The 25,205-nt window shown below is 69.8% G+C and carries 20 protein-coding genes; 7 read left to right on the forward strand and 13 right to left on the reverse strand.

What is annotated here, in order from left to right:
• Positions 1-87 precede the first annotated feature (87 nt).
• Together R5H19_RS04500 and R5H19_RS04505 are read left to right on the forward strand one after the other, a co-directional pair.
• Positions 88-2,820 (forward strand): pitrilysin family protein, encoded by a 2,733-nt coding sequence (locus tag R5H19_RS04500; protein WP_318157754.1) that lies wholly within the window; start codon positions 88-90, stop codon positions 2,818-2,820.
• 117 nt (positions 2,821-2,937) lie between these two features.
• Positions 2,938-4,977, forward strand: coding sequence for a M3 family metallopeptidase (locus R5H19_RS04505; protein WP_318157755.1), 2,040 nt, complete (start codon positions 2,938-2,940; stop codon positions 4,975-4,977).
• 339 nt (positions 4,978-5,316) lie between these two features.
• Here the strand turns inward: R5H19_RS04505 and R5H19_RS04510 are convergent, their stop codons facing one another.
• The gene (locus tag R5H19_RS04510; RefSeq protein WP_318157756.1) at positions 5,317-6,549 is read right to left on the reverse strand and encodes a beta-ketoacyl-[acyl-carrier-protein] synthase family protein; all 1,233 of its coding nucleotides are present in this window, start codon (positions 6,547-6,549) and stop codon (positions 5,317-5,319) included.
• Positions 6,549-6,821: a phosphopantetheine-binding protein gene (locus R5H19_RS04515; RefSeq protein ID WP_318157757.1), complete on the reverse strand. Its 273-nt coding sequence runs from the start codon at positions 6,819-6,821 to the stop codon at positions 6,549-6,551. The genes R5H19_RS04510 and R5H19_RS04515 overlap by 1 nt, the downstream gene beginning before the upstream one ends.
• Before the next feature lie 95 nt (positions 6,822-6,916).
• On the opposite strand from R5H19_RS04515, the gene R5H19_RS04520 reads away from it, so the two are divergent.
• Both R5H19_RS04520 and R5H19_RS04525 read left to right on the forward strand, forming a co-directional pair.
• Positions 6,917-7,984, forward strand: coding sequence for a GNAT family N-acetyltransferase (locus R5H19_RS04520; protein WP_318157758.1), 1,068 nt, complete (start codon positions 6,917-6,919; stop codon positions 7,982-7,984).
• Positions 7,977-8,867 (forward strand): hypothetical protein, encoded by an 891-nt coding sequence (locus R5H19_RS04525; protein WP_318157759.1) that lies wholly within the window; start codon positions 7,977-7,979, stop codon positions 8,865-8,867. Before R5H19_RS04520 ends, R5H19_RS04525 begins: the two co-directional genes overlap by 8 nt.
• Here R5H19_RS04525 and R5H19_RS04530 read toward each other — a convergent pair.
• The 11 genes from R5H19_RS04530 to R5H19_RS04580 form a co-directional block, all read right to left on the reverse strand.
• Positions 8,864-10,456: a glycosyltransferase family 39 protein gene (locus tag R5H19_RS04530; protein ID WP_318157760.1), complete on the reverse strand. Its 1,593-nt coding sequence runs from the start codon at positions 10,454-10,456 to the stop codon at positions 8,864-8,866. The two genes, R5H19_RS04525 and R5H19_RS04530, sit on opposite strands and share 4 nt — an antisense overlap.
• Positions 10,457-10,591: 135 nt before the next feature.
• Positions 10,592-11,797 (reverse strand): DegT/DnrJ/EryC1/StrS family aminotransferase, encoded by a 1,206-nt coding sequence (locus tag R5H19_RS04535; protein WP_318157761.1) that lies wholly within the window; start codon positions 11,795-11,797, stop codon positions 10,592-10,594.
• A 20-nt stretch (positions 11,798-11,817) separates the two neighbouring features.
• Positions 11,818-12,210 carry an EamA family transporter gene (locus R5H19_RS04540; protein ID WP_318157762.1) on the reverse strand — a complete coding sequence of 131 codons (393 nt, stop codon included), beginning with the start codon at positions 12,208-12,210 and terminating at the stop codon, positions 11,818-11,820.
• Entirely contained in the window at positions 12,207-12,587 is a 381-nt protein-coding gene (locus tag R5H19_RS04545) for an EamA family transporter (RefSeq protein ID WP_318157763.1), read from the reverse strand. Before R5H19_RS04545 ends, R5H19_RS04540 begins: the two co-directional genes overlap by 4 nt.
• A complete protein-coding gene (locus R5H19_RS04550; protein WP_318157764.1) occupies positions 12,587-13,411 on the reverse strand; it encodes an alpha/beta fold hydrolase in 825 nt (274 codons plus the stop codon). The genes R5H19_RS04545 and R5H19_RS04550 overlap by 1 nt, the downstream gene beginning before the upstream one ends.
• A 66-nt stretch (positions 13,412-13,477) precedes the next feature.
• Positions 13,478-14,449, reverse strand: a complete 972-nt coding sequence (locus R5H19_RS04555) for a biotin/lipoyl-binding protein (RefSeq protein WP_318157765.1) — start codon at positions 14,447-14,449, stop codon at positions 13,478-13,480.
• Complete coding sequence (locus tag R5H19_RS04560; RefSeq protein WP_318157766.1) at positions 14,446-15,198, reverse strand: ABC transporter ATP-binding protein; 753 nt, start codon at positions 15,196-15,198, stop codon at positions 14,446-14,448. Before R5H19_RS04560 ends, R5H19_RS04555 begins: the two co-directional genes overlap by 4 nt.
• Positions 15,199-15,203: 5 nt before the next feature.
• Complete coding sequence (locus R5H19_RS04565; RefSeq protein ID WP_318157767.1) at positions 15,204-16,334, reverse strand: ABC transporter permease; 1,131 nt, start codon at positions 16,332-16,334, stop codon at positions 15,204-15,206.
• The gene (locus tag R5H19_RS04570; protein ID WP_318157768.1) at positions 16,334-17,791 is read right to left on the reverse strand and encodes a TolC family protein; all 1,458 of its coding nucleotides are present in this window, start codon (positions 17,789-17,791) and stop codon (positions 16,334-16,336) included. Before R5H19_RS04570 ends, R5H19_RS04565 begins: the two co-directional genes overlap by 1 nt.
• 162 nt (positions 17,792-17,953) lie before the next feature.
• Positions 17,954-19,369, reverse strand: a complete 1,416-nt coding sequence (locus R5H19_RS04575; protein WP_318157769.1) for an ATP-binding protein — start codon at positions 19,367-19,369, stop codon at positions 17,954-17,956.
• A complete protein-coding gene (locus tag R5H19_RS04580; protein ID WP_318157770.1) occupies positions 19,366-20,055 on the reverse strand; it encodes a response regulator in 690 nt (229 codons plus the stop codon). The genes R5H19_RS04575 and R5H19_RS04580 overlap by 4 nt, the downstream gene beginning before the upstream one ends.
• A 314-nt stretch (positions 20,056-20,369) precedes the next feature.
• On the opposite strand from R5H19_RS04580, the gene R5H19_RS04585 reads away from it, so the two are divergent.
• From R5H19_RS04585 to R5H19_RS04595, 3 genes are all read left to right on the forward strand, one after another.
• Complete coding sequence (locus tag R5H19_RS04585; RefSeq protein WP_318157771.1) at positions 20,370-21,947, forward strand: sulfite reductase flavoprotein subunit alpha; 1,578 nt, start codon at positions 20,370-20,372, stop codon at positions 21,945-21,947.
• A gap of 85 nt (positions 21,948-22,032) precedes the next feature.
• A complete protein-coding gene (locus R5H19_RS04590) occupies positions 22,033-24,255 on the forward strand; it encodes a M1 family metallopeptidase (protein WP_318157772.1) in 2,223 nt (740 codons plus the stop codon).
• Positions 24,255-25,175: a hypothetical protein gene (locus tag R5H19_RS04595; protein ID WP_318157773.1), complete on the forward strand. Its 921-nt coding sequence runs from the start codon at positions 24,255-24,257 to the stop codon at positions 25,173-25,175. The genes R5H19_RS04590 and R5H19_RS04595 overlap by 1 nt, the downstream gene beginning before the upstream one ends.
• The last annotated feature ends 30 nt before the right edge of the window (positions 25,176-25,205 follow it).

Raw genomic sequence — 25,205 nt, forward strand, 5'->3', positions numbered from 1 at the left:
AGATACCCGCTCTTCCCGCCTCGTCCTGACTCGTCAGGCGAGTCGGGGAGGGTTTTCGACAAGGAGAAGGGCCGGCAGGCCCGCGCAATGAAATCAACCGCTTCGCTTTCGCCAGAGAATGGCGGCGCAACGCCGGCCTGGTCCTCGACGGACGAGGATGAACTGCCGTTGCCGTTCGAACGCTTCGTCCTGGGCAACGGCTTGACCGTCATCGTGCACGAAGACCGCAAGGCGCCCGTCGTGGCGGTCAACGTGACCTATCTGGTCGGCGCCAAGGACGAACCGCCAGGCCGTACGGGCTTCGCCCACCTGTTCGAGCATCTGATGTTCGGCGGCAGCAGCAACCTGCCGGGCAGCTATATCGTCAACATGTCCGCAGCGGGCGCCAGCGACCTCAATGGCACCACCAGCCACGACCGCACTAATTACTACGAGACGGTGCCTACCGCGGCATTGGACTATGCATTGTTCGCCGAATCCGACCGCATGGGCCATTTTGCCGAAGCGATTACCCAGGAAACGCTGGACCAGCAACGCGGCGTGGTGATGAATGAGAAGCGCCAGACCGAGGGGGCGCCCTACGGCGGCATGTTTGAGCGCATGCTGCGTGCCCTGTATCCCTCGGCACATCCCTATGCGCACACCGTGCTGGGCTCGATGCAGGATCTGGCCGATGCGACGCTGGAAGACGTGCGGGACTGGTTCCGCACCTGGTACGGTCCGGGCAATGCCGTGTTGACCCTCGTCGGCGATATCGATGCGGCGACCGCGCGCGAGAAGGCGGAGCGCTGGTTCGGGCACATCCCGGCGAGCCGGCTGCCGAATCGCATGACGACTCATGCCTGGGTGCCGCAGTTGCCCGAGCACTGGCACGAAACCCTGTACGACCGAGTGCCGCTCTCGCGCCTGGTCCTGGCCTGGAACATCCCCGGCTACGGCCAGGTCGATGCCACGCTGCTGCGGCTGGTGGCGCCATTGTTGACTGGTGGGCGTACAGCACGCCTGACCCAACGCCTGCTGTATGGCGAGCGGCGATGGGTGACCAGTGTTTCGGCGGGTGCGTCGTTGGAACAAGTGGCAGGCCGGTTTGCGATTTCCATCGATGCGCTCGATGGCGCGGACGATTTCGAGCATATTGAAGCCGAGGTGTTCGCCGTGCTGGACGAACTGCGCGAACAAGGTCCGACCGAGGCGGAATTGCAGCGGCTGAAATTGCAGGACCGTGCCGGTTTTTTGCGGGGTACCGGAACGGTGACGTCGGTGGCGGGCCTGCTGTCCGATCACCAGCGCTTGACGGGCACTCCGGACGGTTATCGGGCGATCCGACGAACGGTCGCCGAGGCGAGTGCCGATGACATACGTGGCGTGATGGAGCGCTGGCTGACGCGGCCAGCCTTGCACTTGAAGGCGTTGCCGGCGCCGGATACCGGAGCCGCAACGGCCGGCGCGGTGGATCGCTCGAACACACCGGCGCTGGGAGTGGCGCGCTCCGGACGATTGCCGGCATTGGAACGGGCGACGCTGTCGAATGGGCTGCAGGTGATCCTGGCGCGTCGGCACGACCGCCCATTGGTGAAAATGACGCTGCACCTGCCGACCGGGCAGGGCGACGACCCCGCCGACCGCGATGGCCTGGCCCGGCTTACGCTAAGCCTGACCAACCAGGGCGCGGGTGAGCGCGATGGCGATGCGTTCGCCGAGGCGGCGCAGTCGATCGCTGCAGCGATAACTTCATGCGGAAGCATCGACTGGACGAAGATGCAGCTGTCGGCGCTGTCGTCGATGCTGCGGCCTTCGCTGGCCCTGTTTGCCGATACGGTAGTACGGCCGCGCTTTGCGGAGAAGGATTTCCTGCGTCATCGCGATCTGCAGTTGCGAGCCCTGGAACACGAACTGGCGATGCCCGGCTCCCTGGTCATGCATCTGTTGCCGAAATTGCTGTACGGCGCCGGCCACCGTTGTGCGCGTTCACCATCGGGCGTGGGAACGCGAGCATCGCTGGAACGGATCAAGCTGGACGACGTAGTTGGACTCCATGCGCGCTGGTTCCGCCCGCAGGGCGCGACGCTGGTGGTGGCCGGCGACGTGACGCTGGAAATGCTGATGCCGGAGCTGGAGCGCTGCTTCGCCGGATGGGAGGGACGCACCCCGGCCCAGACGGTAGCGACGACGGTGGATACGCCGGATCGGGCGCGCGTCTGCCACTTCAGCCAGCGTGCGCACGCGGAGCAGTCGCACATCGTCGCGGCCGGCCTGGTGCCGGACTACGATCACGCGCGCGGACCGGCGATCGATCTGGCGAATGAAATCCTGGGCGGCGGATTTTCCTCGCGCATCAACATGAATTTGCGCGAGGACAAGCATTGGACCTACGGCGCGCGCTCGCGGATCATGGGCGCCCCCCGCGCGCAACGCGTCTTCGATGTGTCTGCACCTGTGCAGACGGACCGGACCGCGGCGGCAATGCGGGAAATCGCCGACGAACTGCACCAGTCCCTGCGCGAGCGGCCGATTACCGAAGACGAACTGGCGCCGTGTCGCCATGCGGCCATCGCCCGCATGGCCGGGCTGGGCGAAACCCTGGACGGCGTACTGGGTTCGATCGAAGCCATGGTTCTGTACGGCTTACCCGACGACTACCATCGGGCCAAGGCCGAACGGATCGCCGCGCTGACCGCCGACGAAGTCAATGAGGCCCTGCGGCAGTTCCTCAGGCCCGAGCAATTGCTCTGGGTCGTGGTGGGTGACCGCGAACAGGTGGAGCCGCAGCTTGCTGCCGACGGCTGGGAACTGCGCACCTTGCAGAAGCCGGATACGTGACGTGAAAGATGTGGATACCTGATCGGCGCCAATCAGGCACGGGTAAGCCCGAACTTGCCGGATGCAGTTGACCGGCCATCGCGCACAGGCGCGCTCCCACGACTGATGGAAACCCGCATGACCAATCCATTACTGGATTTCTCCGGCCTGCCGCGTTTTGACGAAATCCGGCCGGAACACGTTGCTCCCGCCATCGACCGACTTCTGTGCGAGGCGGAGGTTTCGATCAAGGCCCTCGAGCGCGTATCGCCCGCGACCTGGGAAGGATTCGTCGTACCCCTGGACAATGCCACGGAGCGGGTTGATCGCGCCTGGACCCAGGTAAAGCATCTGGAGGCCGTCGCGAGTACGCCAGCGCTGCGTGCCGCCTACAACGAAGCCTTGCCGAAAATCGCACGCTACATGAGCGGTCTTGCGCAGGACGAGGCGTTGTTCGCGCAATTCCGGGCGTTGGCGGAGGCGCCGGAATTCGCCGCCTACGATGAGGCGCGCCGCATGGTGATCGAGAACGCGCTTCGAGCGTTCCGCCTGGGCGGCGCACAGCTTCCGCCCGGCCAGAGGCAGCGTGTCGGTGCGATCAAGGAGGAGCTGGCCGGGCTTGCGGCGAAATTCTCCCAGAACGTGCTGGACGCCACCGATGCCTTCGGCCTGTTCGTCGACGACGAGGCGCGACTGGCAGGAATTCCCGAGGACGTCCTGTCTGCTTGCCGGATGGCGGCGGAAAAGGCAGGCAGGCCAGGTTGGAAGCTGGGATTGCACATGCCGGTCTGCCTGCCCGTGCTCGCGTACGCAGAGGACCGCGAGTTACGGCATGCGCTGTACCGCGCCAATGTCGTGCGGGCATCCGACCTGGGCGACGACGCGGCACTGGACAACGGGGACTGCATCCAGCGCATCCTGGCATTGCGCGCGGAAATGGCGGGATTGCTCGGCTTCTCCTGTTATGCCGAATATTCGCTGGCAACCAAGATGGCCGACACGCCGGACGAAGTCCTGGCCTTCCTTCGGGACATGGCGGTGCGCGCCAGGCCTCATGCGGAACAGGATCGCATCGAACTGGAAGCGTTCTCCAGGCGCAATCTCGGACTGGAGACGCTGGAGGCCTGGGACGTGGCATTCGCCAGCGAAAAGCTGAAACAGGCCCGCTACCGTTTGTCCGCGCAGGACGTGAAGCCGTACTTCACCGAGCAGCGGGTGTTGGCGGGGCTGTTCGAGCTGATACATGCGCTGTATGGCCTGAACGTGGAGCCGGACATCGCGCCGGTATGGCACGAGGACGTGCGCTTCTATCGCCTGGCCGATGCGCAGGGCCGGACCATCGGCCAGTTCTATCTGGACCTGTATGCCCGTGAAGGCAAGCGCAGCGGCGCCTGGATGGACGAATGCCGCGGTCGACGCGTCACTGGTGGTGAAGTCCAGACGCCGGTGGCATTCCTGGTCTGCAATTTCGGAAAAGGCACCGATGGCAAACCGGCGACTTTCGGCCATCGCGAAGTGATCACTCTGTTCCATGAGATGGGCCATGGCCTGCATCTGCTGTTGACCCGGATTGGCGAACTCGGAGTCTCCGGCATCAATGGTGTGGAGTGGGATGCGGTCGAGTTGCCGAGCCAGTTCATGGAGAATTTTTGCTGGGAGTGGGATCGGGTCTGTGCGATGAGCGGGCATGTGGAAACGGGTGACAAGCTGCCGCGCGAGCTTTTCGACAAGATGCTGGCGGCCAGGAACTTCCAGAGCGGCATGGCCGCAGTCCGGCAGCTGGAAATGGGCATATTTGACATGCTTCTGCATGCCGGGCCGGATGCGAATAGGAATCCCGATGGCGAGGCGGTTCTGCGTCTTCTTTGGCAGGTGCGCGAGGAAGTGGCCGTGAACTTGCAGCCTGCATGGAACCGCTTCCCGTATCAATTCAGCCACATTTTCGCGGGCGGCTATGCAGCAGGGTATTACAGCTACAAATGGGCCGAAGTGCTGAGCGCGGATGCATACGCCGCGTTCGAGGAGGCGCCCGCCAGGCAGGCCGAAACCGGGGCAAAGTTCCGCGAGGAGATCCTGTCTCGCGGCGGTAGCCGCCGCGCCATCGAGAATTTCCGTGCTTTCCGTGGGCGGGCACCCAGGATGGATGCCTTGCTTCGGCATAACGGAATGTCGAATTGAACGTGAGGCAAACTCAGCGCCCGGAGCGCATCGCGGTCGAAGGATGCTTCGAAGGCCTGCAGAGGAGTGCGGAAGCCTGCCGCGTCATATATTCCCGGTGGGTTTGTGTCGGGCCCGGTCAGGCGCCACCGTGCGCTACGTTCTGCGCCGACATCGCCACCGCTTTGCTTCCGGCGAGCAGGATGCGCGCCGTTGTCCGGTGCCCGATGGTGCGTGCTCCGGACTTGAGCCAACACTGTGGATGAGTCGTTGCACTCGCCCTATGGGCTGTCCTTCGCACTTGTCCTGATTTTGCAGAAATGGCGGGCAAGCCGGATGACTTGTTTGAGGCACCGCCGCTCAGGACGCCCGCTTCAACGCCAGCACCGCGTTCAATCCCCCGAACGCAAACGAATTGCTGAGCACCGCCCGCACCGGCATCTCGCGCGCCACGTTCGGTACGTAGTCGAGGTCGCAGGCGGGATCGACCTGGTCCAGGTTGGCGGTGGGCGGCACCACGCTGTCGCGCAGCGCGCCGATCGCGGCGACCAGTTCCAGTGCGCCTGAGGCGCCCAGGGCGTGGCCGTGCATGGACTTGGTGGAGGACACCGCGAGGCGGTCGGCTTGCGCGCCGAAGGCGAGGCGGATGGCGCGGGTTTCGGTGACGTCGTTGGCTGGCGTGCCGGTGCCGTGGGCATTGATGTAGTCCACGTCGCCGGGGTTCAGTTCGGCTTCGTCCAGCGCCTGGCGCATCGCCGCCGCCGCGCCCTCGGCGCTGGGCATCACGATGTCGCTGGCGTCGGCGCTCATGCCGGTGCCGGCCAGCTCGGCGAGGATGGTGGCGCCGCGCGCCTGTGCGTGTTCCAGCGATTCCAGCACGAAGATGCCGGCGCCTTCGCCCAGCACCAGGCCGTGGCGGTTGGCGCTGAACGGGCGGCAGGTGTCGTCGGCCAGCACACGCATCGCCTCCCACGCCTTCAGCGCGCCGTAGGTGAGGCAGGCTTCGGTGCCGCCGGTGACGGCGGCGTCGGCCAGGCCGTAGCGGATCAGCTGCGCGGCTTGGATGATCGCGTGGTTGGCCGAGGCGCAGGCGCTGGCCACCGCGTAGGTGGGGCCGTGCAGGCTGTACGCGATGCTGATCTGGCTGGCCGAGGCGTTGGTCATCAGCCGCACGATGGTGAGCGGGTGCGCGCGTTGGGCGTTCTCGCCATACAGGCGCCGGCTCTGCTCGTCCTGGGTGGTCTCGCCGCCCACGCCGGTGCCCACGATCACCGCGGTGCGCGCGCCCAGCCCGTCGCCGGCGAAATCCACCCCGGACTGCGCCACCGCCTCGCGCGCTGCGTGCAGTGCGAACTCCGAGGTACGGTCGAGCAGGGGCAGGGTGCGCTCGTCGATGTGCGCGGCGGGGTCGAAGCTTGCCGGCACCTGGGCGGCGACCTTCACGCGCAGGCGCCCGGCGTCCGGATGCTGCAGCGGGCCGATCGCACTGCGGCCCTCGCGCAGGCCCTGCCACAGCGCCGCGGCGCCCACCCCCAACGGGCTGATGGCACCCATGCCGGTGATCACCACCCGGCGCGTCGACACGGTGGGCATCACTTGCTTCCTTCGCCCGCGGCGGCCTTCTCGTCCAGCGCCGTCTGCACCGCGTCGACCAGACTTTGCGCGGTGTCGCTGTCGAAGTTGGCGCCCTGCTGCTCGGGGAAGTGGATGTCGAAGTGCTCCTCGATGTCGAAGATCAGCTCGATTGCCTCCAGCGAGGCGATGCCGAGATCCTTCAGCGTGGACTCGGGCTTGACGGCGCCGACCTCGACCTTGGCCTGTTTTGCGATGATCTCGAACACTTGCTGCTGGATCGCTGCGGTCATGACGGAGTCCTTGGTGGCGGGCGACAATGGAAGGCCGGCGCAAGGTGGGCCGGGCAAGCTATTGGCCAGCCCAGTCTAGGCAAACTCGCTTACGCATGCCTTTCATTTCGCAACTGGAACCGGACGCGCTGCTTGCGGCGTTCATGATCGAGCCACCGCTCGGCTTCGCGGTGGATCATTCGCCGCAGGGCATGCCGGCGTTCGTGGCGCCGTTCGACCTGCTGACCACCGCCGACGACGCGCTGCGCCGCCGCGTCGCCGCGCTGCCGCTGTATCGCCGCTGGAGCCGGCTGCTGCGCTGGCGCACCCGCTTCGCCGGCACCACCGTGACCGAGTACGCGCCGCTGCCCGCCGGCGTGTCGCCCGCGTTGCTGGCGCAGGGGCTGAAGGCGGCGTTCGGGCGCGAGTGCGCGCTGCTGATCGTGAAGGACATCGCGCAGGAATCGCCGCTGCTGGACGCCGCTGCGAATGCCCACGCGCGCGCTTTCGCCGCCGCCTGCGCAGGCGAGGGCTTCGTGCTGCTGGAGGGCCAGGCGCTGGCCTTCGTACCGATCGACTTCGCGTCGGACGACGAGTACCTGGCCCGGCTGTCGCCCGGCCGGCGGAAGAACATCCGGCGCAAGCTGCGCTCGCGCGCTGACCTGGAGACCGAGACGCTGCGCACCGGCGACGCCTGCTTCCGCGACGAGGCGACGCTGGCCGCGTTCTACGCGCTGTTCGACAACGTGTACGCGCAGAGCACGCTCCACTTCGACCGCCTGAGCGCGGATTTCTTCCGCCTGCTGCTGCAGGACGCGACCAGCGGCGGCGTGGTGTTCGTCTATCGCCACGGCGGGAAGATGATCGGCTGGAACCTCTGCTACGAGTACGCCGGCAAACTCATCGACAAGTACATCGGCTTCGCCTACCCCGAAGCGCGCGAGCACAACCTGTACTTCGTCAGCTGGATGCACAACCTCGGCTACGCGCGCGAACGTGGGCTGAGCCACTACGTGGCCGGCTGGACCGACCCGCAGGTGAAGTCCTTCCTCGGCGCGCGCTTCACCTTCACCCGTCACGCGGTGTACGCGCGCAATCCGCTGCTGCGCGCGCTGCTGCGCCGGCTGGGCGGCCATTTCGAAAGTGACCGCCAGTGGCAGGCGGCGGAGACGGTCGATGGATAGGCTGGCAGGGCGCCCGGTGGTGCTGGACATCGACAACTCGGTGGGGCCGCTGCCGGATCGCCTGGTGCTGCCGCTGGAGCATTGGCAGGAGTCGATCCGTTTCGGCTGTTCGCTGGCCACGATGCAGCGCTTCCGCGCCATGCTGGACCAGCTGCTGCCCGAACGCCACGGCACCGTGCTCACCGGCAGCGGCGACTTCCACCACCTCAGCTGGCCGCTGATCGAACGCGTGCGCAGCGAGGCGCCGTTCCAGGTGGTGGTGCTGGACAACCACCCGGACAACATGCGTTTCCCGTTCGGCGTGCACTGCGGCTCGTGGGTGCGCAAGGTGGCGCTGCTGCCGCAGGTGAGCCACGTGCACGTGCTCGGCATCACCTCCGCCGACATCGGTGCCGGCCATGCCTGGGAGAACTATCTGGCGCCGCTGCGACGCGGCAAGTTGAGCTACTGGAGCATCGGCGTGGATACGCGCTGGTCGCGCCGGCTCGGGCTGGCGCACGCATTCCGCGGGTTCGACACGCCCGCGGCGATGGTCGACGCGTTCGTCGAGTTCCAGCGCACGCAGGCGGCGCCGAGCTACCTGTCGATCGACAAGGACGTGTTCGCCGCCGACGTGGCCCGCACCAACTGGGACCAGGGCCGCCTGCAACTCGACCACGCGCGGGCGCTGATCGGCAGCCTGCGCCACGGCCTGCTCGGCAGCGACATCAACGGTGAGATCTCGCACTACCGTTATCGCACGTGGTGGAAGCGCAGGCTGTCGGCGCTGGACGCGCAACCCGCAGTCGACACTGCGCAGCTGGCCGACTGGCAGGCGCAGCAGCACGCGCTGAACCTCGAGCTGCTGCAGGCGATCGCCGCGCGCGTCGACGCCGCGCCCTAGCCGTGCGCCGGTCCCGCCGCTGTCCTGGCGACGTCGCCGGCGCGCCAGATGCGCAAGCTGTCGCCACGATAGGGCTGGCGGTACAGCGGTGCGGCCGGGTAGCGAAATTCCGGCTCGCTGCTGATCACCCAGCCTTGCGGATGCGCGTGCGCCCACGCGGCCACCGCGGCCGGGGCGGTGGTGGCCGGAATCGGCACGGTCAGCCGTCCGGCGAAGGTGAGCAGGCCGTACTGCGGGCCGGCGAACAGCAGCGGTATGCCCGCCTGCTGCGCGACGGCCACGCGGCGCGCCGTCATGGTGACGTCGTAGCGGGGGCCGGCGCCCAGCACGAAGGCAAGCTTGCACAGCAACAGCGCCGCCAGCATGCCGAGCGCGGCATGGCTCACCGGCAGCGACGTCGTCCGCCGTCCCATGAACCACAGCCCCATTACGACGACCAGCGCGCCGCAGGCGATCGCCTCGATGCGGCCGGCGTGATCGACCGCCAGTCGGCCCAGGCCGACCGCGACGGCGATGCCGATCAGCGCCAGCACCAGCCCGACGCGCCAGCCCACCACGCGCCAGCGGCCGCTGCCCAGGCGCTGCCCGCCGGCGAGCACCAGCGCCGGCAGCAACGGCAGCAGGTAGTGCGGCTGCTTGCCGCTGATCAGGCTGAACACGACGAAGCCGGGTATGAAGGCCGCCGCCACGAAGCGGTCCAGCATCCCGCTGGCCGGCGCCGGTGCGGCCCCACCGCGCCCGATCGCGGCTGCCCATGGCAACAGCATCGCCGGCAGGATCGGCAGGTACCACCACCACGGCCGGGCGTGCGCGAAGCTCTGCACCACGCGGCCCAGCGTCTGGTGCAGGAAGATCGCGTCTGCGTACTGCGCGCCGCCAGCCCTGGCCGCGGGCAGCGCCCAGGCCAGCGCCAGCAGCGTGGCGCCGAGCAGCGCGGCGAGCAGCCGCGACCAGCTCGCCAGCGGCCGCGCCTGCGGCAGCCACCACGGCGCCAGCAGCGCCGGCATGCCGCCCACCAGCAGCGCGACCGGCCCCTTGACCAACGTCCCCGCACCCAGCGCCAGCGCCATCGCCGCTGCCGCGAGCGGCCAGCGCCGGCCGGCCAGCACGGGGGTGGCTCGCCACGCCACCAAGGTGCACAACGTGAGCAGCATGTCGAACATCACCGTGCCGGCGTACGCCGCAACCGCGGCGCAGCCCAGCCACAGCCACAGCGAGGCCTGCACGGCGGCGGGCCCGGCACCCAGCCGTCGGCCGAGCGAGGCGAGCAGCGGCAGGGTGGCCAGCGTCAGCAGCAGCTCCAGCAGGCGCGCCGCCCAAGCGTGTACGCCGGTCACCGCCCACACCAGGTTGATCAGCCAGAACAGCAGTGGCGCCTTGTCCGAATACGGCGCGCCGTCCAGCCATGGCACCAGCCACTGGCCGCTGAGGTGCATGTTCCACGCCACGGCGAGGTAACGCGTCTCGTCGATCGGCACCGGAAACAGGAAGAACACCGGCGGCAGCAGCAGGAGCAGCGCCGCGAGCGCCTGCAGGCGCGGTTCCTCGCGGAACCGGCCGATGAAACCCGTGTGCGGTGCTGCCGTCATGGCGACCCCCGGAACTGCGCGGGAATCCTCGCCGGCGCTTGCGTGCGGGCATCGGCGGACCGACCAAGCGGCGCCATTCTTGCGGGTGGAGGATTTCGTTCGCGTGAATGGCCGGCGGATCGCCGGAGCGCCGCCTCAGCTGCCGCCGAGCACGCCGCAGATCGCCTCGAAGTCCGCGTCGGTCAGCCATGGGCTGTTGCCGATACTGAGGCTGCGCGCGGCGAAGTCGCGCGCGTGCGGCACGTCCTGCGCCGGCACCGTGCCGGCGAGGTAGGGGTAGTCGGGCAGGGCGTGGATGAACAGCCGGCTGACCCCGTAGCCGGCCTGCCACAGCTGCGCCAACGCGGCGTCGCGGCGGCGCTGGTCGGGCAGCAGCAGCAGGAAGAACGGCCAACTGCCCTGCGCGCCGGGCGGATCGTCCAGCACCTGCACGCCGGGGATGCGGCGCAGGCGCGGCAGGCGCTGCTGCGCCTGCGCGGCCAGCCGCGCCTGGAAACCGGGCAACCGCGGCACGGCGTGCGCGCCCACCGCCTGCCGCCAGCGGCCCACGCGGTGCAGCGGGATGGCCGGCGGGAAGTCGTCGCCCACCGCGGCGATCTCGTCGCCGCGGCGCAGCGCGCGACGCAGCGCCGCGCCATAGGCCAAGCGCAGGCCCCATGGCCGGTACAGCGCGGCGTAGCCGAGCAGTTCGAGGCGCCGCCGCCACTCCCAGCCGGGACGCGGCGGCACGCCTGCGGCGGCGCGGGCCAGCCGCTCGCGCAGCGCGGGATCGGTTGCGACGAGCAGGCCGCCCTCGTAGATCGACAGGCCCTTGCCGGCGGCGAGGCTGAAGAAGCCTGCGTCGCCGGCCAGTCCCACGCTGGCGCCGTCGGCGCGGCGTGCGCCCAGCGCCTGCGCGGCGTCCTCGATCACGTATGCGCCGACCTGGCGCGCCACCGCGAGCGCGTCGTCGACGTCGGCGACGCGGCCGGCCAGGTGAGTGGGCACGATCGCCAGCGTGCGCTCGTCGCAGGCCGCGCGCAGCGCGACAGGGTCCATGTCGTAATGGCCGGCGCGCAAATCGCACAACTGCAGTTCGAGCCCGGCCTGACGCACCGCGATCGCCACCAGCGGACAGGTGTATGCCGGCACCACCACGCGACGGCGCTGCGGATCGAGCTCATGCAGCGTGGCCAGTGCGAGCAGCAGCGCCGCGGTGCCGGAGCAGGTCAGCTGCAGCGGCGGCGTGCCCAGCAGCGCGGCGACATCGTCGGCCAGCGTCGGCGCGCCCGGGCGCAGGTCGGCCAGCCGCAGCGGCAGGCCGGCGGTGGGCGGCAGTTCGTGGCAGCGGCGGGGCAGCATGCGCGCAGCTTAGCCGGTGCTCAGGCGGCAGGTTCCGGGGCGTGTTCGCGGCTTTCGGCAATGCCCAGGCAGACGATGCCGGCGATGATCGCCACGGCCCCCAGGCCGCGGGCGGGGGTGAGCTGCTCGTCGAACAGCCAGATCGACAACAGCATCACCGACACCACTTCCAGGTGCGAGGCGGCGAAGGCGGGGCCGATCGGCGCATGCTTGAGCAGCGCCATCCAGGTGAAGAACGCGCCGACGTAGCCGATGATCGCGCCGTACACCCACGGCTGGCCGAACACGCGCAGCAACCACGCCAGGCTGGCTTCCACCGGCAGCGCCTGGCTGCCGGCGTACTTGAAGCTGATCTGGGCGAGCGTGTCGAAGCCCATCAGCAGCAGGAAGCCTAACAGGTAGAAGCGCCTCATGCGCCCAGCCCCACGATCGCCACGCCGAGCGTGACCAGCACGATGCCGGCGACCCGCAGCCGGGTCAGCTTCTCGCCGAACAGGAAACGCCCGGCGAGCATGATCGCCACGATGTTGATCGAACCCAGCAGCACGCCTTCGGACAGCGGGACCAGCGACAGGAACGCGATCCACACCAGGAACTCGGCCACGTAGCTGCCGATGCCGAGCCACAGCCACGGCCGCGCCGCCATGTGTTTCCAGCGCGCCAGGCCGTCGCCAGCGGCGGGGTCGCCGGCGGCTGCCTTGAACGCCAGTTGGCCGCCGGTGTCGAGCACGATGTTGAGCAGCCACAGGCCCGCCACGAGGGTGGAGATGGAACCTTCTGCCGGAGCCATCAGGCGGCGGCACGCCGTGCGGCGATGGCGTCGAAGAACGCCGCCGAGCGCTCGATCAGGGTGCGCCGTTCCTTGTCGATGGTGATCATGTGGTAGCTGTCGTCGAGCAGCAGCAGCTCGGCCGGCGCGCCGACTTCGCGCATCACCAGTTCGGCGTTGCGCGGGCTGGCCACGTCGTCGTCGCTGGCGTGGGCGACCAGGCACGGCGCCGCCACCTGCGGCAGCCGGCGGCGCACGTCGGCCGCCAGGTGGTACATCTCGGCCAGCGAATACCACGGGTTGCCGGGCAGGCCGGCGGCGGCGCTGTCGCCGCCGAGCATGGCGCTGCTGACCTGCGCGCGCAGGCGCTCGTCGCGGATGCCGTAGGGCGGCTGTTCCATGAAACTGCGCCCGCGACCGATGCCGAGCTTCTTCAGCAGCGGCAGCATGAACGACAGCCGCGCCAGCTTCGGGATGCTCCAGCCGTCGTAGCGGAAGGTGGCGCCGTACACGCCGACACCGGCAACCTGCTGCGGCCGCTCGGCGGCGAGCTTCAGCGCCAGCAGCGCGCCCATCGACAGGCCGCCCACGAACAGCTGGTCGACCTTGCCGAGCAGCGCGTCGGCGGCCTGCTCGACGCTGGCGTACCAGTCGCGCCAGCCGGTGGCGAGCAGGTCCTCGACGTTGCCGCAATGGCCAGCCAGCTGCATGCCGTGCACGGTGAAGCCGGCGCGGTTCAGGCCCTTGCCGAGCAGCTTCATTTCCATCGGCGTGCCGGTGAGGCCGTGGATCAGCAGCACGCCGCTGCGTCCACCTTCGAAGAAGAAGTCAGTCTGCTGGATCACGCGGTTGCCTTGTGGGATGGATCGCGGCGGTTTTCATGCGGACGATGTTCGCAGCCGGCGGTTTCCTCAGTCTTTCGGTGCGGCAGTCGCGGCTGCGGTATGGCCGAAGCGCACCATCACGCGCTGGCCGATGCGCAGGTCCTGCGGCTGGTCGAACGCCAGCACACATTCCACCGTGCGCGCGTTGGCGCGGATCTGCGGATCGTTCTCCAGCGTGGCAGGGCCGTAGACCTGGCCGATGCGCAGCACGTGCGCGCTCCAGCGGGCATGGTCGCCGCCGCTTTCGGCGACCACTTCGGCCGGCATGCCCGGACGGACTGCCGCGGCGAAGCTGTCGTTGAGTTCGGCGCGCACGATGCGCGGCTTTTGCGGCAGCAGGACGAACAGCGGGCCGGACGCCGGCGACACGCTGGCGCCGGGTTGGGCCAGTACCCGCACCACGTCGGCGTCGAGCGGGGCGAGCAGGCTGCGCTGCTTCAGTTCGTAGCGGGCCTCGTCCAGCTTCTGGCTGGCCAGGGCCAGTGCCGCCCCGGCGGACTGTTGATCGGCGTCGATCTGTGCCGCCGCCTCGCGCGCATCGTCGGCGCTCTGGCCGTCGCCGGCACCGGCGGCGGCCGCGGCGGACAGTCGTTGCGCGCGCTGTTTCGCCGCGGCCTGCTTGATCCCGAGCAGCTTCAGCTGCGCCTGCGCCTGGTCCCGTTGCGCCTGCGCCGCCTCGACCGCGAGCCTGGCCGGTTCGGTGTCCAGCGCCGCCAGCAACTGGCCCTGCTTGACGTGGTCGCCCTCGTGCACGGCGACCGTGGCGAGCGTGCCCTCGCGCGGCATCGCCAGGTTCAGCAGGCCGCCCTCGATGTCGATCCGGCCGCGTGCGACGGCGGCGTAGGCGGCAGCAGGCCGGGTTGAATTGCCGGCCGGCGCCTGGCTGGAGGATGAGGAGCAGGCCGGCAGCAGCCACGCGATGGCCAGCGCGAGGCCGCCGCAGCGGAGCAGGCTCGTGGCATGCGTGCGCCATGACGGCTGGAGGGCTGGCGGCTTCATGCGGGGTTTTCCTTGCTGTCGATGAGCGCGGCGTGGGTGCGCCGGTCGCTGAGGATACGTCCGTCCTCCATCGCCAGCACGCGGTCGGCGTGGACGACCAGGCGCGGGTCGTGGCTGACGCACAGCACGGTGGTGCCGTGGGTGTGGGCGATCCGGTGCAGGATGTCGATGATGATCTGGCCGTTGGCGGCGTCCAGTGCGCTGGTCGGTTCGTCGGCGAACAGCAGCTCGGGCTGCTTGGCCAGCGCACGGGCGATCGCCACGCGCTGCTTCTCGCCGCCGGACAGCTCGGAAGGGCGCAGCCGCATGCGGTGCGCCAGGCCGACTTCCTCCAGCGAGAGACGGGCGCGCCGGCGCGCCTCATCGCGCGACAGGCCCATGTGGTTCAGCGGCAGCTCGACCTGCTCGAAGGCGGAGAGCGCGGGGAACAGGTTGAAGCCCTGGAACACGAAGCCGGTGTGCTGCAGGCGGAAGCGTTCCAGCGCGCGCAGGTCGAGCTGGCCCAGCTCGCTGCCGAGTGCCAGCACGCGGCCGCTGTCGACCTTCTGCAGGCCGCTGAGGATCGCCAGCAGGGTGCTCTTGCCGCAGCCGGACGGGCCGGAAATCAGGGTCAGTTCGCCGGCCTCGATGCTGAGGCTGAGGCCGTCCAGTACCTGGGTGCGCTGGTTGCCGGAGACGAACGCCTTGCTGACGTTCTCGGCCTGCAGGACAGGCGGGGGCGGCGGCTCGATGGCGGAGGCGGGGCGCATCGCGGCTACCTCAGCAAGGTGGCGGGGTCGGCGCGGCGCAGGCTGCGCATCGCGGCCAGACCGGAGACGGCGGCCAGGCCGAGCACCAGCACGATGCAGCCCAGCGCCGCCGGAACATTCAGGACCACCGGCACGTCCTGGCTGCGCGCCAGCAGCATCAGCACGACGCCGAGCACGCTGGCGCCGAGCAGGCCCAGCGCGCCGACCCAGAAGGCCTGTTCCAGCACCACCTTGCGCAGCGCGCCCACGCCCACACCGAGCGCGTTGAGGGTGGCGTACTCGCGCACCGAGCCGTTGACCGCGGCGATCAGGGTCTGGCTGGTGATCACTGCGCCGACCAGGAACACGATGCCGGCCAGGAACAGCACGCCGGCGCCGGCGCCGGTGTCGAACAGCCAGTAGCGCACCGAGAGGCTGGCGAAGTCGGCGGCACTCCACGCCGTGTATGGGCCGAAGGCGGTGCCGTCGCGCAGGCGCATCGCCACGGCTTCGGCCTGGGCCGGGTCGTGCAGTTTCGCCACCAGGTAGGTCGGCCCGGTGTCGGTCGGGTCGTTGTCCAGCCGGCGTGCGGTATCCAGCGAGCACAGCACGTTGACTCCGCCGAGCGCCCGCAGGCCGCTGCCGATGCCGACCACGCGCACCTGCTGGCCGTTGATGGTGGCGGTCTGGCCGATGTCGATGCCGAGCTGCTCCTGCGCGGAACGGTCGATCACGATCGCGTCCGGCTCGGCCAACCGCCTGCGCAGCGCAGGCGAAAGGACCTTCGAGAACATCAGCCCGTCGGCGGCCGGGTCGATGCCGGAGACGAACACCGAGACGCCGCCCGTCTCGCGCGGTCCGCGCCAGTCGCCGTCGATCCACAGGTACGGCTCGACCTGCTGTACCGCCGGATCCATCAGCAGGCGCGACTCCACGTCGGCATCGATCGTGCGGCCGAGGCTCACGCTCTGCGTGCCGGGGTAACCGACCCACACGTCGGCCGACGAGCCGGTGATGTACAGGCTGGTGCTGCCGAAGATGCCCAGCACCAGCGCGATCTGCAGCAATTGCAGCAGGCCGGCGAAACCGACCGCCAGCATTGCCGGCAGGAAGCGCCGCCATTCGTAGATCAGCGTCTTGCGCGCCAGGGCCACCATCAGTGCGGCGCCCCGGTTGCGTCGTCGGCGGCCGGCGACGCGGCCCGTTCCGCGTCCGGAGCGGGCCGCGGTGCGCCGCCCAGCGCCTTGAACAACGCCACGTAGGCGAGGCTGTGCGCGGCGCGGGCGTCGGCCAGTTCGAGCGCGGCCTGCTCGGCGGCAACCCGGCTTTCGATGCGATCGAGCGGGCTTCCCAGCTGCAACCCGGCTCGCACCTGCGCTGCCTGGTCGGCGCGCTGCAAGGCCTGCCACGCCAGGGTGTTCTGCTGCTCGCGCTGGCGCTGTTGCTGCAGGCTGCCCAGCGCGGTTTCCACCTCGGCCACGCCCTGCAGCACGGCCTGCCGGTAGGCCAGCACGCTGGCCTTCAATTCATGCGCCCTGGCATGCGTGGCGGCCAGCCGCATGCCCCAGTCGAACAGCGGAATGTCGATCACCGGCCCCAACGACGCGATGCCGTTCGGCGTGGTGGAAAAACGGTGGTTGTTGTTGATGTCGGTGGCCCAGACCATTGAGGCGCCGAGGCCGATGCTGGGAAACAGGTCGGCGCGGGTCAGCGCCAGCTCGCCGGCGCTGCGCAGCACGTCGGCTTCGGCGCGGGCGATCTCGGGCCGCGTGCGCAGCAGCTCGGCCGGCGTGCCGTCGAGTCGCCAGGCGCCCAGTTCGGGGGGCGCGCCTGCCTGTCGCCATGCCGGGTCGGGGCGGTTCTGCCCGAGCAGCACGGCCAGCTGCTGCATGCAGGCATCGGCGGCCTGGCGCGGTGCCGCCAGCGCAGCCTCGGCCTGGGCCCAGGCCGCCTGCGCCTGGTCCACCGCTGCGGCGGGCGCCAGTTGCAGGCGCTGCCGCGTCTGCAACAGTTCCCAAGCCTGCCGGCGCTGCTGGCTGATCCGCTGCAGCAGTTGTTCCTGCTGCTGTGCGGTGCGCAGGTTGATCCACTCGCGCACCACTTCGGCGACCAGGCTGACCCGGGCGGCGCGCAGGTCGGCCACGCCGGCGTCCAGTGCGCCCTGCGATTCGCGCCGGGTGCCTTCGGCGCGGCCGAACAGGCCCAGCTCCCAGCTGGCGTCGAAGCCGGCCACGAGGAACGAGGCGCTGGCGTCCGGGTCGATCGCGTCATGCGTGCGCGCGCTCAGCGCAGGCAGGTAGCGGGCGTGGGCGCGCTCGTGCAGGGTACGCACGGCCCGCAGTCGTTCGACCGCCTGGGCCACGTCGAGGTTGTTGGCCAAGGCGCGGTCGACCAGCGCGTCGAGGTCGGGGTCGGCGAACGCGTGCCACCAACCGTGCAGGTCGGTCGGCCGGGCCGGGTCGGCGGCGACGACCGCATGCTGCCATTGCGCGGGCAGCGGCGGATCCAGCCGGGGCAATGGCGCGGCGCAGCCGGCCAGCCCGCCGCATACCGCAGCGAGCAGGCAGGCGTACCAGCGGCGGTTCGAGGTTGCCTTGCTCAGTCGCAGTGGCACGGCAGGCGTTTTTCCTGGGACATGATGGGACGCGGGTACTCGGGGTGGCGTGGAGGGGAGGTCATCGCGCGCCATTGTGGTGGCGGAATCTTTCCCCATCCTGATGGCCATTGTGCCCGCATGGTCGGGCGAGGGTGCGAAACGGATCATGGTCGAGCGCCTTCATGCCGGCCCGACGGTCGTTTCCGACGAAGCGGGAAAGCGCACTTCCACGCACAGGCCGTGTGGCTCGACCAGGCGGTAGGTCACTTCGGCGTGGTGCCGCTCGGCGATGCGCTGGACGATCGCCAGGCCCAGCCCGCTGCCTTCCTCGTTGTGGTTGGCGGCCCGGAAGAAACGCTCGCTCAACCGCGGCAGCGCATCGGGCGGGACGCCGGGGCCGTTGTCCTCGACGCTGAGGTTGGCGCCGCCATCGGCGCGTGCCGACAGCCTGACGGTGACGGTGCTGCCGCGGCCGGCGTAGCGCACGGCGTTGTCGATCAGGTTGTCCAGCAAGTCCTGCAGGCTGGCGGCATCGCCGAGCACGAACAGGGGCCGCCCGCTACCTTCGTAGCCCAGGTCGATGCCGGCCCGGATCGCCTCGTGCACGCGCTCGGCGACCGCTCCGGGGATGAACTGGCCGAGGTCGAGCAGGCTGCGCTCCCCGGCCTCCGGCGGGGGCGCCTGCGCGCGCGTCAGCGCCAGCAACTGCGCGGAAGTGCGTGCGACGCGCTGCACCAGCCGCCGGATGTGGGCCAGGGTGTCGGCCATCGTCTCCGGTTGCGGATCGGCCATGGCGCGCTCGACGTGCAGGCTCAGCCCTGCCAGCGGCGTGCGCAGCTGGTGCGCGGCGTCGGCGATGAAGCGGTCGTGCAGGGCCAGCATGCTGCGCAGGCGGCCGAACAGCGCGTCGATGGTCCGCGTCAGCGGTCGGATCTCCAGTGGCACATCAGGGCCGTCGATCGGGGTCAGTTCGTTGGTGCGCGCAGCGAGCCGTGCGGTCAGCGGGTCGAGTACGCGCAGGCCGCGGCCGACGCCGAACCAGACCAGCGAGAGCACGCAGGCGATCAGCAGCGTCTGCGTCACGCTGGCCAGCAGCAGGATTTCCCGCGCCTGGCGATGCCGGTCGCGCAGGGTCTCGGCGACGGTGACGACCAGGCTGTCACCGGGGTCGCTGCGCATGGCGATGCGTACCGTGGCGGCACGCAGGGCGCGCTTGGCCAGTTGTGCGTCGTACAGGATCGGGCGGGCGCCGATGGCCGGCAGCTGCGCGGGTGGCGACAGCTGCCCGTTGCTGGCCAGCAGGCCGTGCCGGGCACTGCTCACGGCAAAGTAGCTGTGGCCGTCCGGGTCGTATTCGAGCAGGAAGCGCGCCTGCGGACTCAGTTCGCCATCGAGCTTGTCGTTGCCGAGCATCGTCGCCAGGGTCAGGGCATCGTCGCTGAGGTCGCGATCATGCACCCGGTTGGCATAGGTCAGGGCGACGCCGTAGGTCAGCAGCGCGTCCAGCAGCAGCAGTACGCCCACCGGGACCAGCAGCGCCAGCAGCAGGCGCCGGCGCAGGCTGGGGCGCAGCGTGCGTGTGCGCGGAAGGTTCATGCCCGACCGTTCCCGCTGTCGTCGGTTTCTTCCAGCAGGTAGCCCAGCCCGCGGATCGTACGCACGCCGGTGCCGCTGCCTTGCAGTTTGCGGCGCAGGCGATGGATCGCGATGTCCAGGCCGTTGTCGGTCAGCTCCTGGTCCCAGTCGCACAGCGCCGCGACCAGCTGGGCGCGGCTGGTGACGCGGTCTGCCCGCAGGGCCAGCGCTTCGAGCAGGCCGAACTCGCGCGCGGTCAGCTCCAGTGGGATCTGATCGATCCAGGCGCGATGGCCCGGCAGGTCCAGCCGCAGCCGGCCCAGCCGCAGCTCCGGCTTGCCCTGGTTGCTGGCACGGCGCAGCAACGCACGCACGCGCGCCTCGAATTCGGCCAGCGCGAAGGGCTTGACCAGGTAGTCGTCGGCGCCCAGGTCAAGCACGCGGATGCGCTCGGACAGGCCGTCGCGGGCCGTCACCACCAGCACCGGCATGCCGGTGCCGCGTTGGCGCAGGCGGCGCAGCACTTCGCTGCCGTCGAGCATGGGCAGGCCAAGGTCCAGCACCAGCAGGTCGTAGTCGTGGTCGCGCAGTGCCGAGTCGGCCAGGTTGCCCTGGGCGGCATGGTCCACCACGTAGCCGGCGTGTCGCAGTGACGCACAGAGGCCTTCGGCGATGGAGAGGTCGTCTTCGGCCAATAGGATGCGCATGTGCTGGCGTGCTCCCGGGGTGCAAGGGAATGGCCGGCTGCCGGGCGCGGCAACTGGTCATTGTTGAGATTGATTCTTGTTTACTATCTAATGAGGCGTCGACGCAGCCCGGATTTCCGGATTCTGCGCTCTCCAGACTTCTTGCGTCCGCCGCAGTTCCCGTCGGCGGTGGGTGCCGCGAATCACGGATAACCATGGGTCAGCTGCCTTCCGCCGAACCGTTCCGACCACAGCTTCGCATCTTGCGCCCGGGGCCGCCGCAGCCGCGGCAGCGGATCCGTTCGGCGCCGCGCCCGACCGGCATGCTGCCGATCATGCGCATCGCGTGCGAGTTCGGCGCAACCCTGCTGCTGGCGCCGTGGCTGGGCCTGTCCGGCTGGCTGCGTCGTTGCCGCGTGCTGCCCGGATTGCGCGGGCCGTCGGCGGCGGCGGACACGGCGGCTGGTCGCCAGCCGGTCGCGGCGGCGGCCGCGACCCAGGGCCGTGCCGCGTGGGTCGAGCCCGGTGCGCAGGGCGTGCAGGTGGTCTACGCCAGCCAGACCGGTTTCGCCCGGCAAATCGCACGGCAGACCCTGCAGAGCCTGCAGGCGGCTGGCGTGCAGGCGCGGCTGGATGGCATCGACGCGCTCGATGTCGCCGCGCTGCAACGCGGCGGCCGCGTGCTGATCGTGGCCAGCACCACCGGTGACGGCGAGCCGCCGGACATGGCGCTGGCGTTCAGTCGCCTGGCGATGCGGCAATCGGCGCCACTCGTCGGCCTGCGCTACGGCCTGCTGGCGCTGGGCGACAGCGACTACGAGGACTTCTGCGGCTTCGGTCGCCGGTTGCAGCGTTGGCTCGAGGCCAGTGGTGCACAGCCGCTGTTCGATCCGGTGGAAGTGGACAGCGAGGACGAAGCCAGCCTGCGCCATTGGCAGCACCGCCTGGCGACACTCACCGGGGTCGGCGACCTGCCGGACTGGCAGGCGCCGAAGTACCAGCGCTGGCGGCTGACTGAGCGCCACCTGCTCAACCCCGGCAGCGTGGGCGAACCCTGCTTTCATCTCGAACTGCAGCCGTTGCAGGGCCGAATGGACTGGCAGGCCGGCGACCTGGTCGAGATCGGCCCCCGCCATGCATCGGGCAACGTGGCGGCGTGGCTGGCAGCCAACGGGCTGGACGGAAGCGTGCCGGTGCCGTTCGGGAAAGAGCGCCTGCCTCTGGCCGAACGGCTGGCACGCTGCCGACTGCCCGATGCCGGCGAGGTCGCGGGGCTGGATGAGGTGGCACTGGCGGCGATGCTGCAACTGCTGCCGCACCGCGAGTATTCGATCGCCTCGCTGCCGGCCGATGGCGCGCTCCACCTGCTGGTGCGCCAGATGCGCGGTCGCGGCGGCTACCTCGGCCTCGGTTCCGGCTGGCTCACCGTGCACGCGCCGCTTGGCGCCGAGATCGCCCTGCGTGTGCGCAGCAACGTCAATTTCCACGCTCCGGGGGATGCGCGGCCGCTGATCCTGATCGGCAACGGCACCGGGCTGGCCGCCTTGCGGGCGCTATTGAAGGCCCGCCTGGCCGCTGGTCGCCGGCGCAACTGGCTGCTGTTCGGCGAGCGGCACGCGGCGCACGATTTCCTCTACCGTGACGAGATCGAGCAGTGGCTGGCGGACGGCCGGATCGAGCGCGCCGATTTCGCCTGGTCGCGCGACCAGGCCGAACGCATCCACGTGCAACAGCGGCTGCGCGAGGCGGCGGGCGAGTTGCGGCGCTGGGTCGACGCCGGTGCGGCGATCTACGTGTGCGGCAGCCTCGACGGCCTGGCGCCGGGCGTGGATGCTGTGTTGCGCGAGGTGCTGGGCACTGCGCGGGTCGAACAGTTGCGCGGGCAGGGGCGCTATCGCCGCGACGTCTACTGAAGCGGCAAGCCGGCATGACCTATGGCCTATGCCAGCGATTGCCGCTTGGGTGCAGTCTGTGGGGATTGCTCAGGGGAGTAGCAAGATGCGACGAATCGTGCGCAAGTGGGGGAGCCTGGGTGTCATGGTTGCGTTGTGGCCATGGCTGGCGATGGCGCAGCAGGCCGCTCCGGCGGCAACGAGCCCGGTGCCGGCCAGCGCGGCCAGCGTGGTGCTTTCCGACATTCCCTTCGCGGCCGCCGATGCCGCCGCGGTCAGCGTGCCCAGCGCCGCGGACGCCTGGGGCGGCGAGCGCAGCGGCAACGAGCCGACCTTGTCCGACCGCGTGGTGAGCTATCGCATCGACGCCGAGCTGGATGCGGCGAAGCATGCGGTGAGCGCGAAGGAGCGCATGACCTGGCGCAACCGCAGCGACCGCCCGATCGACCGCATCTACGTGCACCTGTACCTCAACGCGTTCCAGAACGAAGGCAGTACCTGGTTCACCGAGCGCGAGGTGCTCACGGCGCACGGCAGTTCGCGCGGCGCGGCGGTGCTGAAGAAGGGCGAGTGGGGCTGGATCGAGCTGAAGCAGGTGAAGCAGGGCGACGCGGCGCTGAAGTGGCGCTTCGTACAGCCCGACCACGGCCCGGCCACCGACCAGACCGTGGCGCAGATCGACCTGGCCGAGCCGGTGCCGGCTGGCGGCACGCTGACCCTGGACATCGACTTTCTCAGCCAGTTGCCGCGGGTGGTCGAGCGCACCGGCTGGTGGGGCGACTTCAACCTGGTGGCGCAGTGGTTCCCCAAGATCGGCGTGCTGGAGCTGGCCGGCGAACGCGGCGCCACCGCGCCGCGCTGGAACGTGCACGAGTTCCATTTCAACAGCGAGTTCTACGCCGACTTCGGCCTGTACGACGTGCGCCTCACCGTGCCCAGCGACTACACCGTGGGCGCGGTGGGCAAGCTGCAGGGGCCGCCGCAGACGGCGAACGGCAAGAGCACCTACCACTACGTGCAGGGCGACGTGCACGATTTCGCCTGGGTGGCCGCCAAGGGCTTCAAGACGCTGGACGGCAGCTGGCAGGGGTCGGGCAGCCCGAAGGTCGACGTGCGGGTGATCTATCCGCAGGAATACGCCGCCAGCGCCCAGCCGGTGCTCAAGGCCACGATCGACTCGCTGGCATTCTTCTCCAAGACGCTGGGCGCCTACCCGTACGAGACGGTGACGGCGGTAGTGCCGCCATACAACGCGTCGGAGGCGGGCGGCATGGAGTACCCCACCTTCTTCACCGCCGAGGGCTATGCCAAGGTCGAGCCGGGCACGCTCACCGAGTACATGCTCGACTTCGTCACCATCCACGAGTTCGGCCACGGCTACTTCTACGGCATCCTGGCCTCGAACGAATTCGAGGAACCGATGCTCGACGAGGGCATGAACGAGTACTGGGACGACCGCATGCTGCGCGAGCGCAGCCAGGACATCGTGGCGGCCGGCGGCTGGATGAAGCGTCTCGGCATCGCGCCGGCGATCCCGCCGTTCGTCGCCGAGCGCCTGATCGCCGGCCTGCGCCAGCCGCCCGACCCGCTGGGCGCGAATGCCTGGAACCGCCTGTCCAGCAGCAGCTACGGCACGGTCTACGCGCGCACGGCCACCGCCATGCACGATCTGGAGGAGCGCCTGGGCAAGCCGGCGCTGGAACGCGCCATGCACGAGTACTACCGGCGCTGGCGCTTCCGCCACCCGTCGGTGGCCGACCTGCGCGCCACCCTGGCCGAAGCTTCCGGCAACCCGGTCGCGGTCCATGCGATCTTCGACCAGTACGTCTACGGCACCGCGCAGATCGACGATCGCATCGCCAGCATCGACACTGCCGAAGTGCTGCCGCTGATCGGCAGCACGCTGAAGGACGGCCGGCGCAGCGAGCTCGATCGCGAGGTGCTCGACAAGCAGGTCGACAAACAGCGCGAGGATTGGAACAAGGCCCATCCGGACGCGAAACCGGGCAGCGGGCCGTTTCCCTGGCGCAGCACCGTCACCGTGCGCCGCGACGGTGCGCCGGTGCCGCAGCTGCTGCGGGTGACGTTCGCCGACGGCAGCCACGAGGACGTGCACTGGAACGACGGCCGCCGCTGGGCCCGTTTCGAGTTCACCCGGCCGGCCAAGGCGGTCTCGGCCACGCTCGATCCCGAGCAGAAGATCCTGCTGGATGCGAACAAGCTCAACGACAGCCGCACGACCAAGGCCGACGGCAGTGCCTCGCGCCGCTGGAGTGCCGATGCCGCGTCGCTGTTGCAGGTCTTCTACGCCTTAATGGGGTCGCTGTGATGATGAGCAAACACGTTTCCCGCCGGGTGGATCTTGGCGCCGTGCTGCGCGCGCCGCTGGCCGCCATGCAGTGGCGCCTGCTGTTGCTGTGGACGCTGTTGCTGCTGCTGCCGACCGCGGTGGTCAGTCTGCCGCTGTGGCGCAGCTTGAGCGGCTTGCTCGACCATTCGGTGCATGCGCCGGCCTGGGCCGCGCAGTTCAGTCCGCTGATGTTTGGCGACACCCTGTCGGCGCTCAGGGACGGCAGCGGCTGGCTCGGCGGGGTGGCGATCCTCAGCCTGCTGCTGACCCTGCTGTTGTCGCCGTTCCTCAATGGCATGCTGGTCGGCGGCGGGCGCGCCAACCGTACGCTGGGCTTCTGCCACCTGCTCCAGTGCGGCATCGTCGAGTACGGCCGCATGTTCCGCCTGATGCTGTGGTCGGTCGTGCCGTATGCGGCGGTGGCGGCGCTGGCCGGCGTTGCGCTGCACATGGCCGACGGCGTCGGCGACAAGGCGGTGCTGCAGTCGCAGGCCGACCGCGCATCGCACCTGGCGCTGTTCGTTGCCGGCGTGCTGTTCGTGCTGGCGCAGGCCATGGTGGAGTCGGGGCGTGCCGCGTTCATCGCCGACGGCAACCTGCGTTCGGCCACCCGCGCCTTCGGTCGCGGCTTCATGCAGCTGCTGCGCCGGCCGTTCAGCACGCTGCTCAGTTACGTGCTGATCAGCGTGGTCGGCTACGCCGTCGCGCTGGCGCTCGGCGTGGGCCGCCTGCACACCCCGGCGCTCGGCGTGGGTGGCCTGGTGCTGGCGCTGCTGCTGGCGCAACTGGTAGTGCTGGTGCTGGGCTGGGTGCGCGTGGCCCGGGTCTACGCACTGGCCGAGGTGGCGCGCTCGCTGGCCTCGTCGCGGCGCGGCGGCGGCCTGCCGCAGGCGTTGTAGACCTCGTCGCCTCGCCGGTGCGCGCCGGCG

It is taken from the genome of Rhodanobacter sp. KK11, from assembly GCF_033345435.1.
Lineage (GTDB): Bacteria > Pseudomonadota > Gammaproteobacteria > Xanthomonadales > Rhodanobacteraceae > Rhodanobacter.

Coding starts and splice junctions, on each gene's coding strand:
- R5H19_RS04520 (WP_318157758.1), top strand. CDS start 6,917: ATGCCTTTCATTTCGCAACTGGAACCGGACGCGCTGCTTGCGGCGTTC.
- R5H19_RS04510 (WP_318157756.1), bottom strand. CDS start 6,549: ATGCCCACCGTGTCGACGCGCCGGGTGGTGATCACCGGCATGGGTGCC.
- R5H19_RS04585 (WP_318157771.1), top strand. CDS start 20,370: ATGCGCATCGCGTGCGAGTTCGGCGCAACCCTGCTGCTGGCGCCGTGG.
- R5H19_RS04545 (WP_318157763.1), bottom strand. CDS start 12,587: ATGGCTCCGGCAGAAGGTTCCATCTCCACCCTCGTGGCGGGCCTGTGG.
- R5H19_RS04580 (WP_318157770.1), bottom strand. CDS start 20,055: ATGCGCATCCTATTGGCCGAAGACGACCTCTCCATCGCCGAAGGCCTC.
- R5H19_RS04530 (WP_318157760.1), bottom strand. CDS start 10,456: ATGACGGCAGCACCGCACACGGGTTTCATCGGCCGGTTCCGCGAGGAA.
- R5H19_RS04555 (WP_318157765.1), bottom strand. CDS start 14,449: ATGAAGCCGCCAGCCCTCCAGCCGTCATGGCGCACGCATGCCACGAGC.
- R5H19_RS04525 (WP_318157759.1), top strand. CDS start 7,977: ATGGATAGGCTGGCAGGGCGCCCGGTGGTGCTGGACATCGACAACTCG.
- R5H19_RS04535 (WP_318157761.1), bottom strand. CDS start 11,797: ATGCTGCCCCGCCGCTGCCACGAACTGCCGCCCACCGCCGGCCTGCCG.
- R5H19_RS04560 (WP_318157766.1), bottom strand. CDS start 15,198: ATGCGCCCCGCCTCCGCCATCGAGCCGCCGCCCCCGCCTGTCCTGCAG.
- R5H19_RS04540 (WP_318157762.1), bottom strand. CDS start 12,210: ATGAGGCGCTTCTACCTGTTAGGCTTCCTGCTGCTGATGGGCTTCGAC.
- R5H19_RS04505 (WP_318157755.1), top strand. CDS start 2,938: ATGACCAATCCATTACTGGATTTCTCCGGCCTGCCGCGTTTTGACGAA.
- R5H19_RS04575 (WP_318157769.1), bottom strand. CDS start 19,369: ATGAACCTTCCGCGCACACGCACGCTGCGCCCCAGCCTGCGCCGGCGC.
- R5H19_RS04515 (WP_318157757.1), bottom strand. CDS start 6,821: ATGACCGCAGCGATCCAGCAGCAAGTGTTCGAGATCATCGCAAAACAG.
- R5H19_RS04565 (WP_318157767.1), bottom strand. CDS start 16,334: ATGGTGGCCCTGGCGCGCAAGACGCTGATCTACGAATGGCGGCGCTTC.
- R5H19_RS04595 (WP_318157773.1), top strand. CDS start 24,255: ATGATGAGCAAACACGTTTCCCGCCGGGTGGATCTTGGCGCCGTGCTG.
- R5H19_RS04590 (WP_318157772.1), top strand. CDS start 22,033: ATGCGACGAATCGTGCGCAAGTGGGGGAGCCTGGGTGTCATGGTTGCG.
- R5H19_RS04500 (WP_318157754.1), top strand. CDS start 88: ATGAAATCAACCGCTTCGCTTTCGCCAGAGAATGGCGGCGCAACGCCG.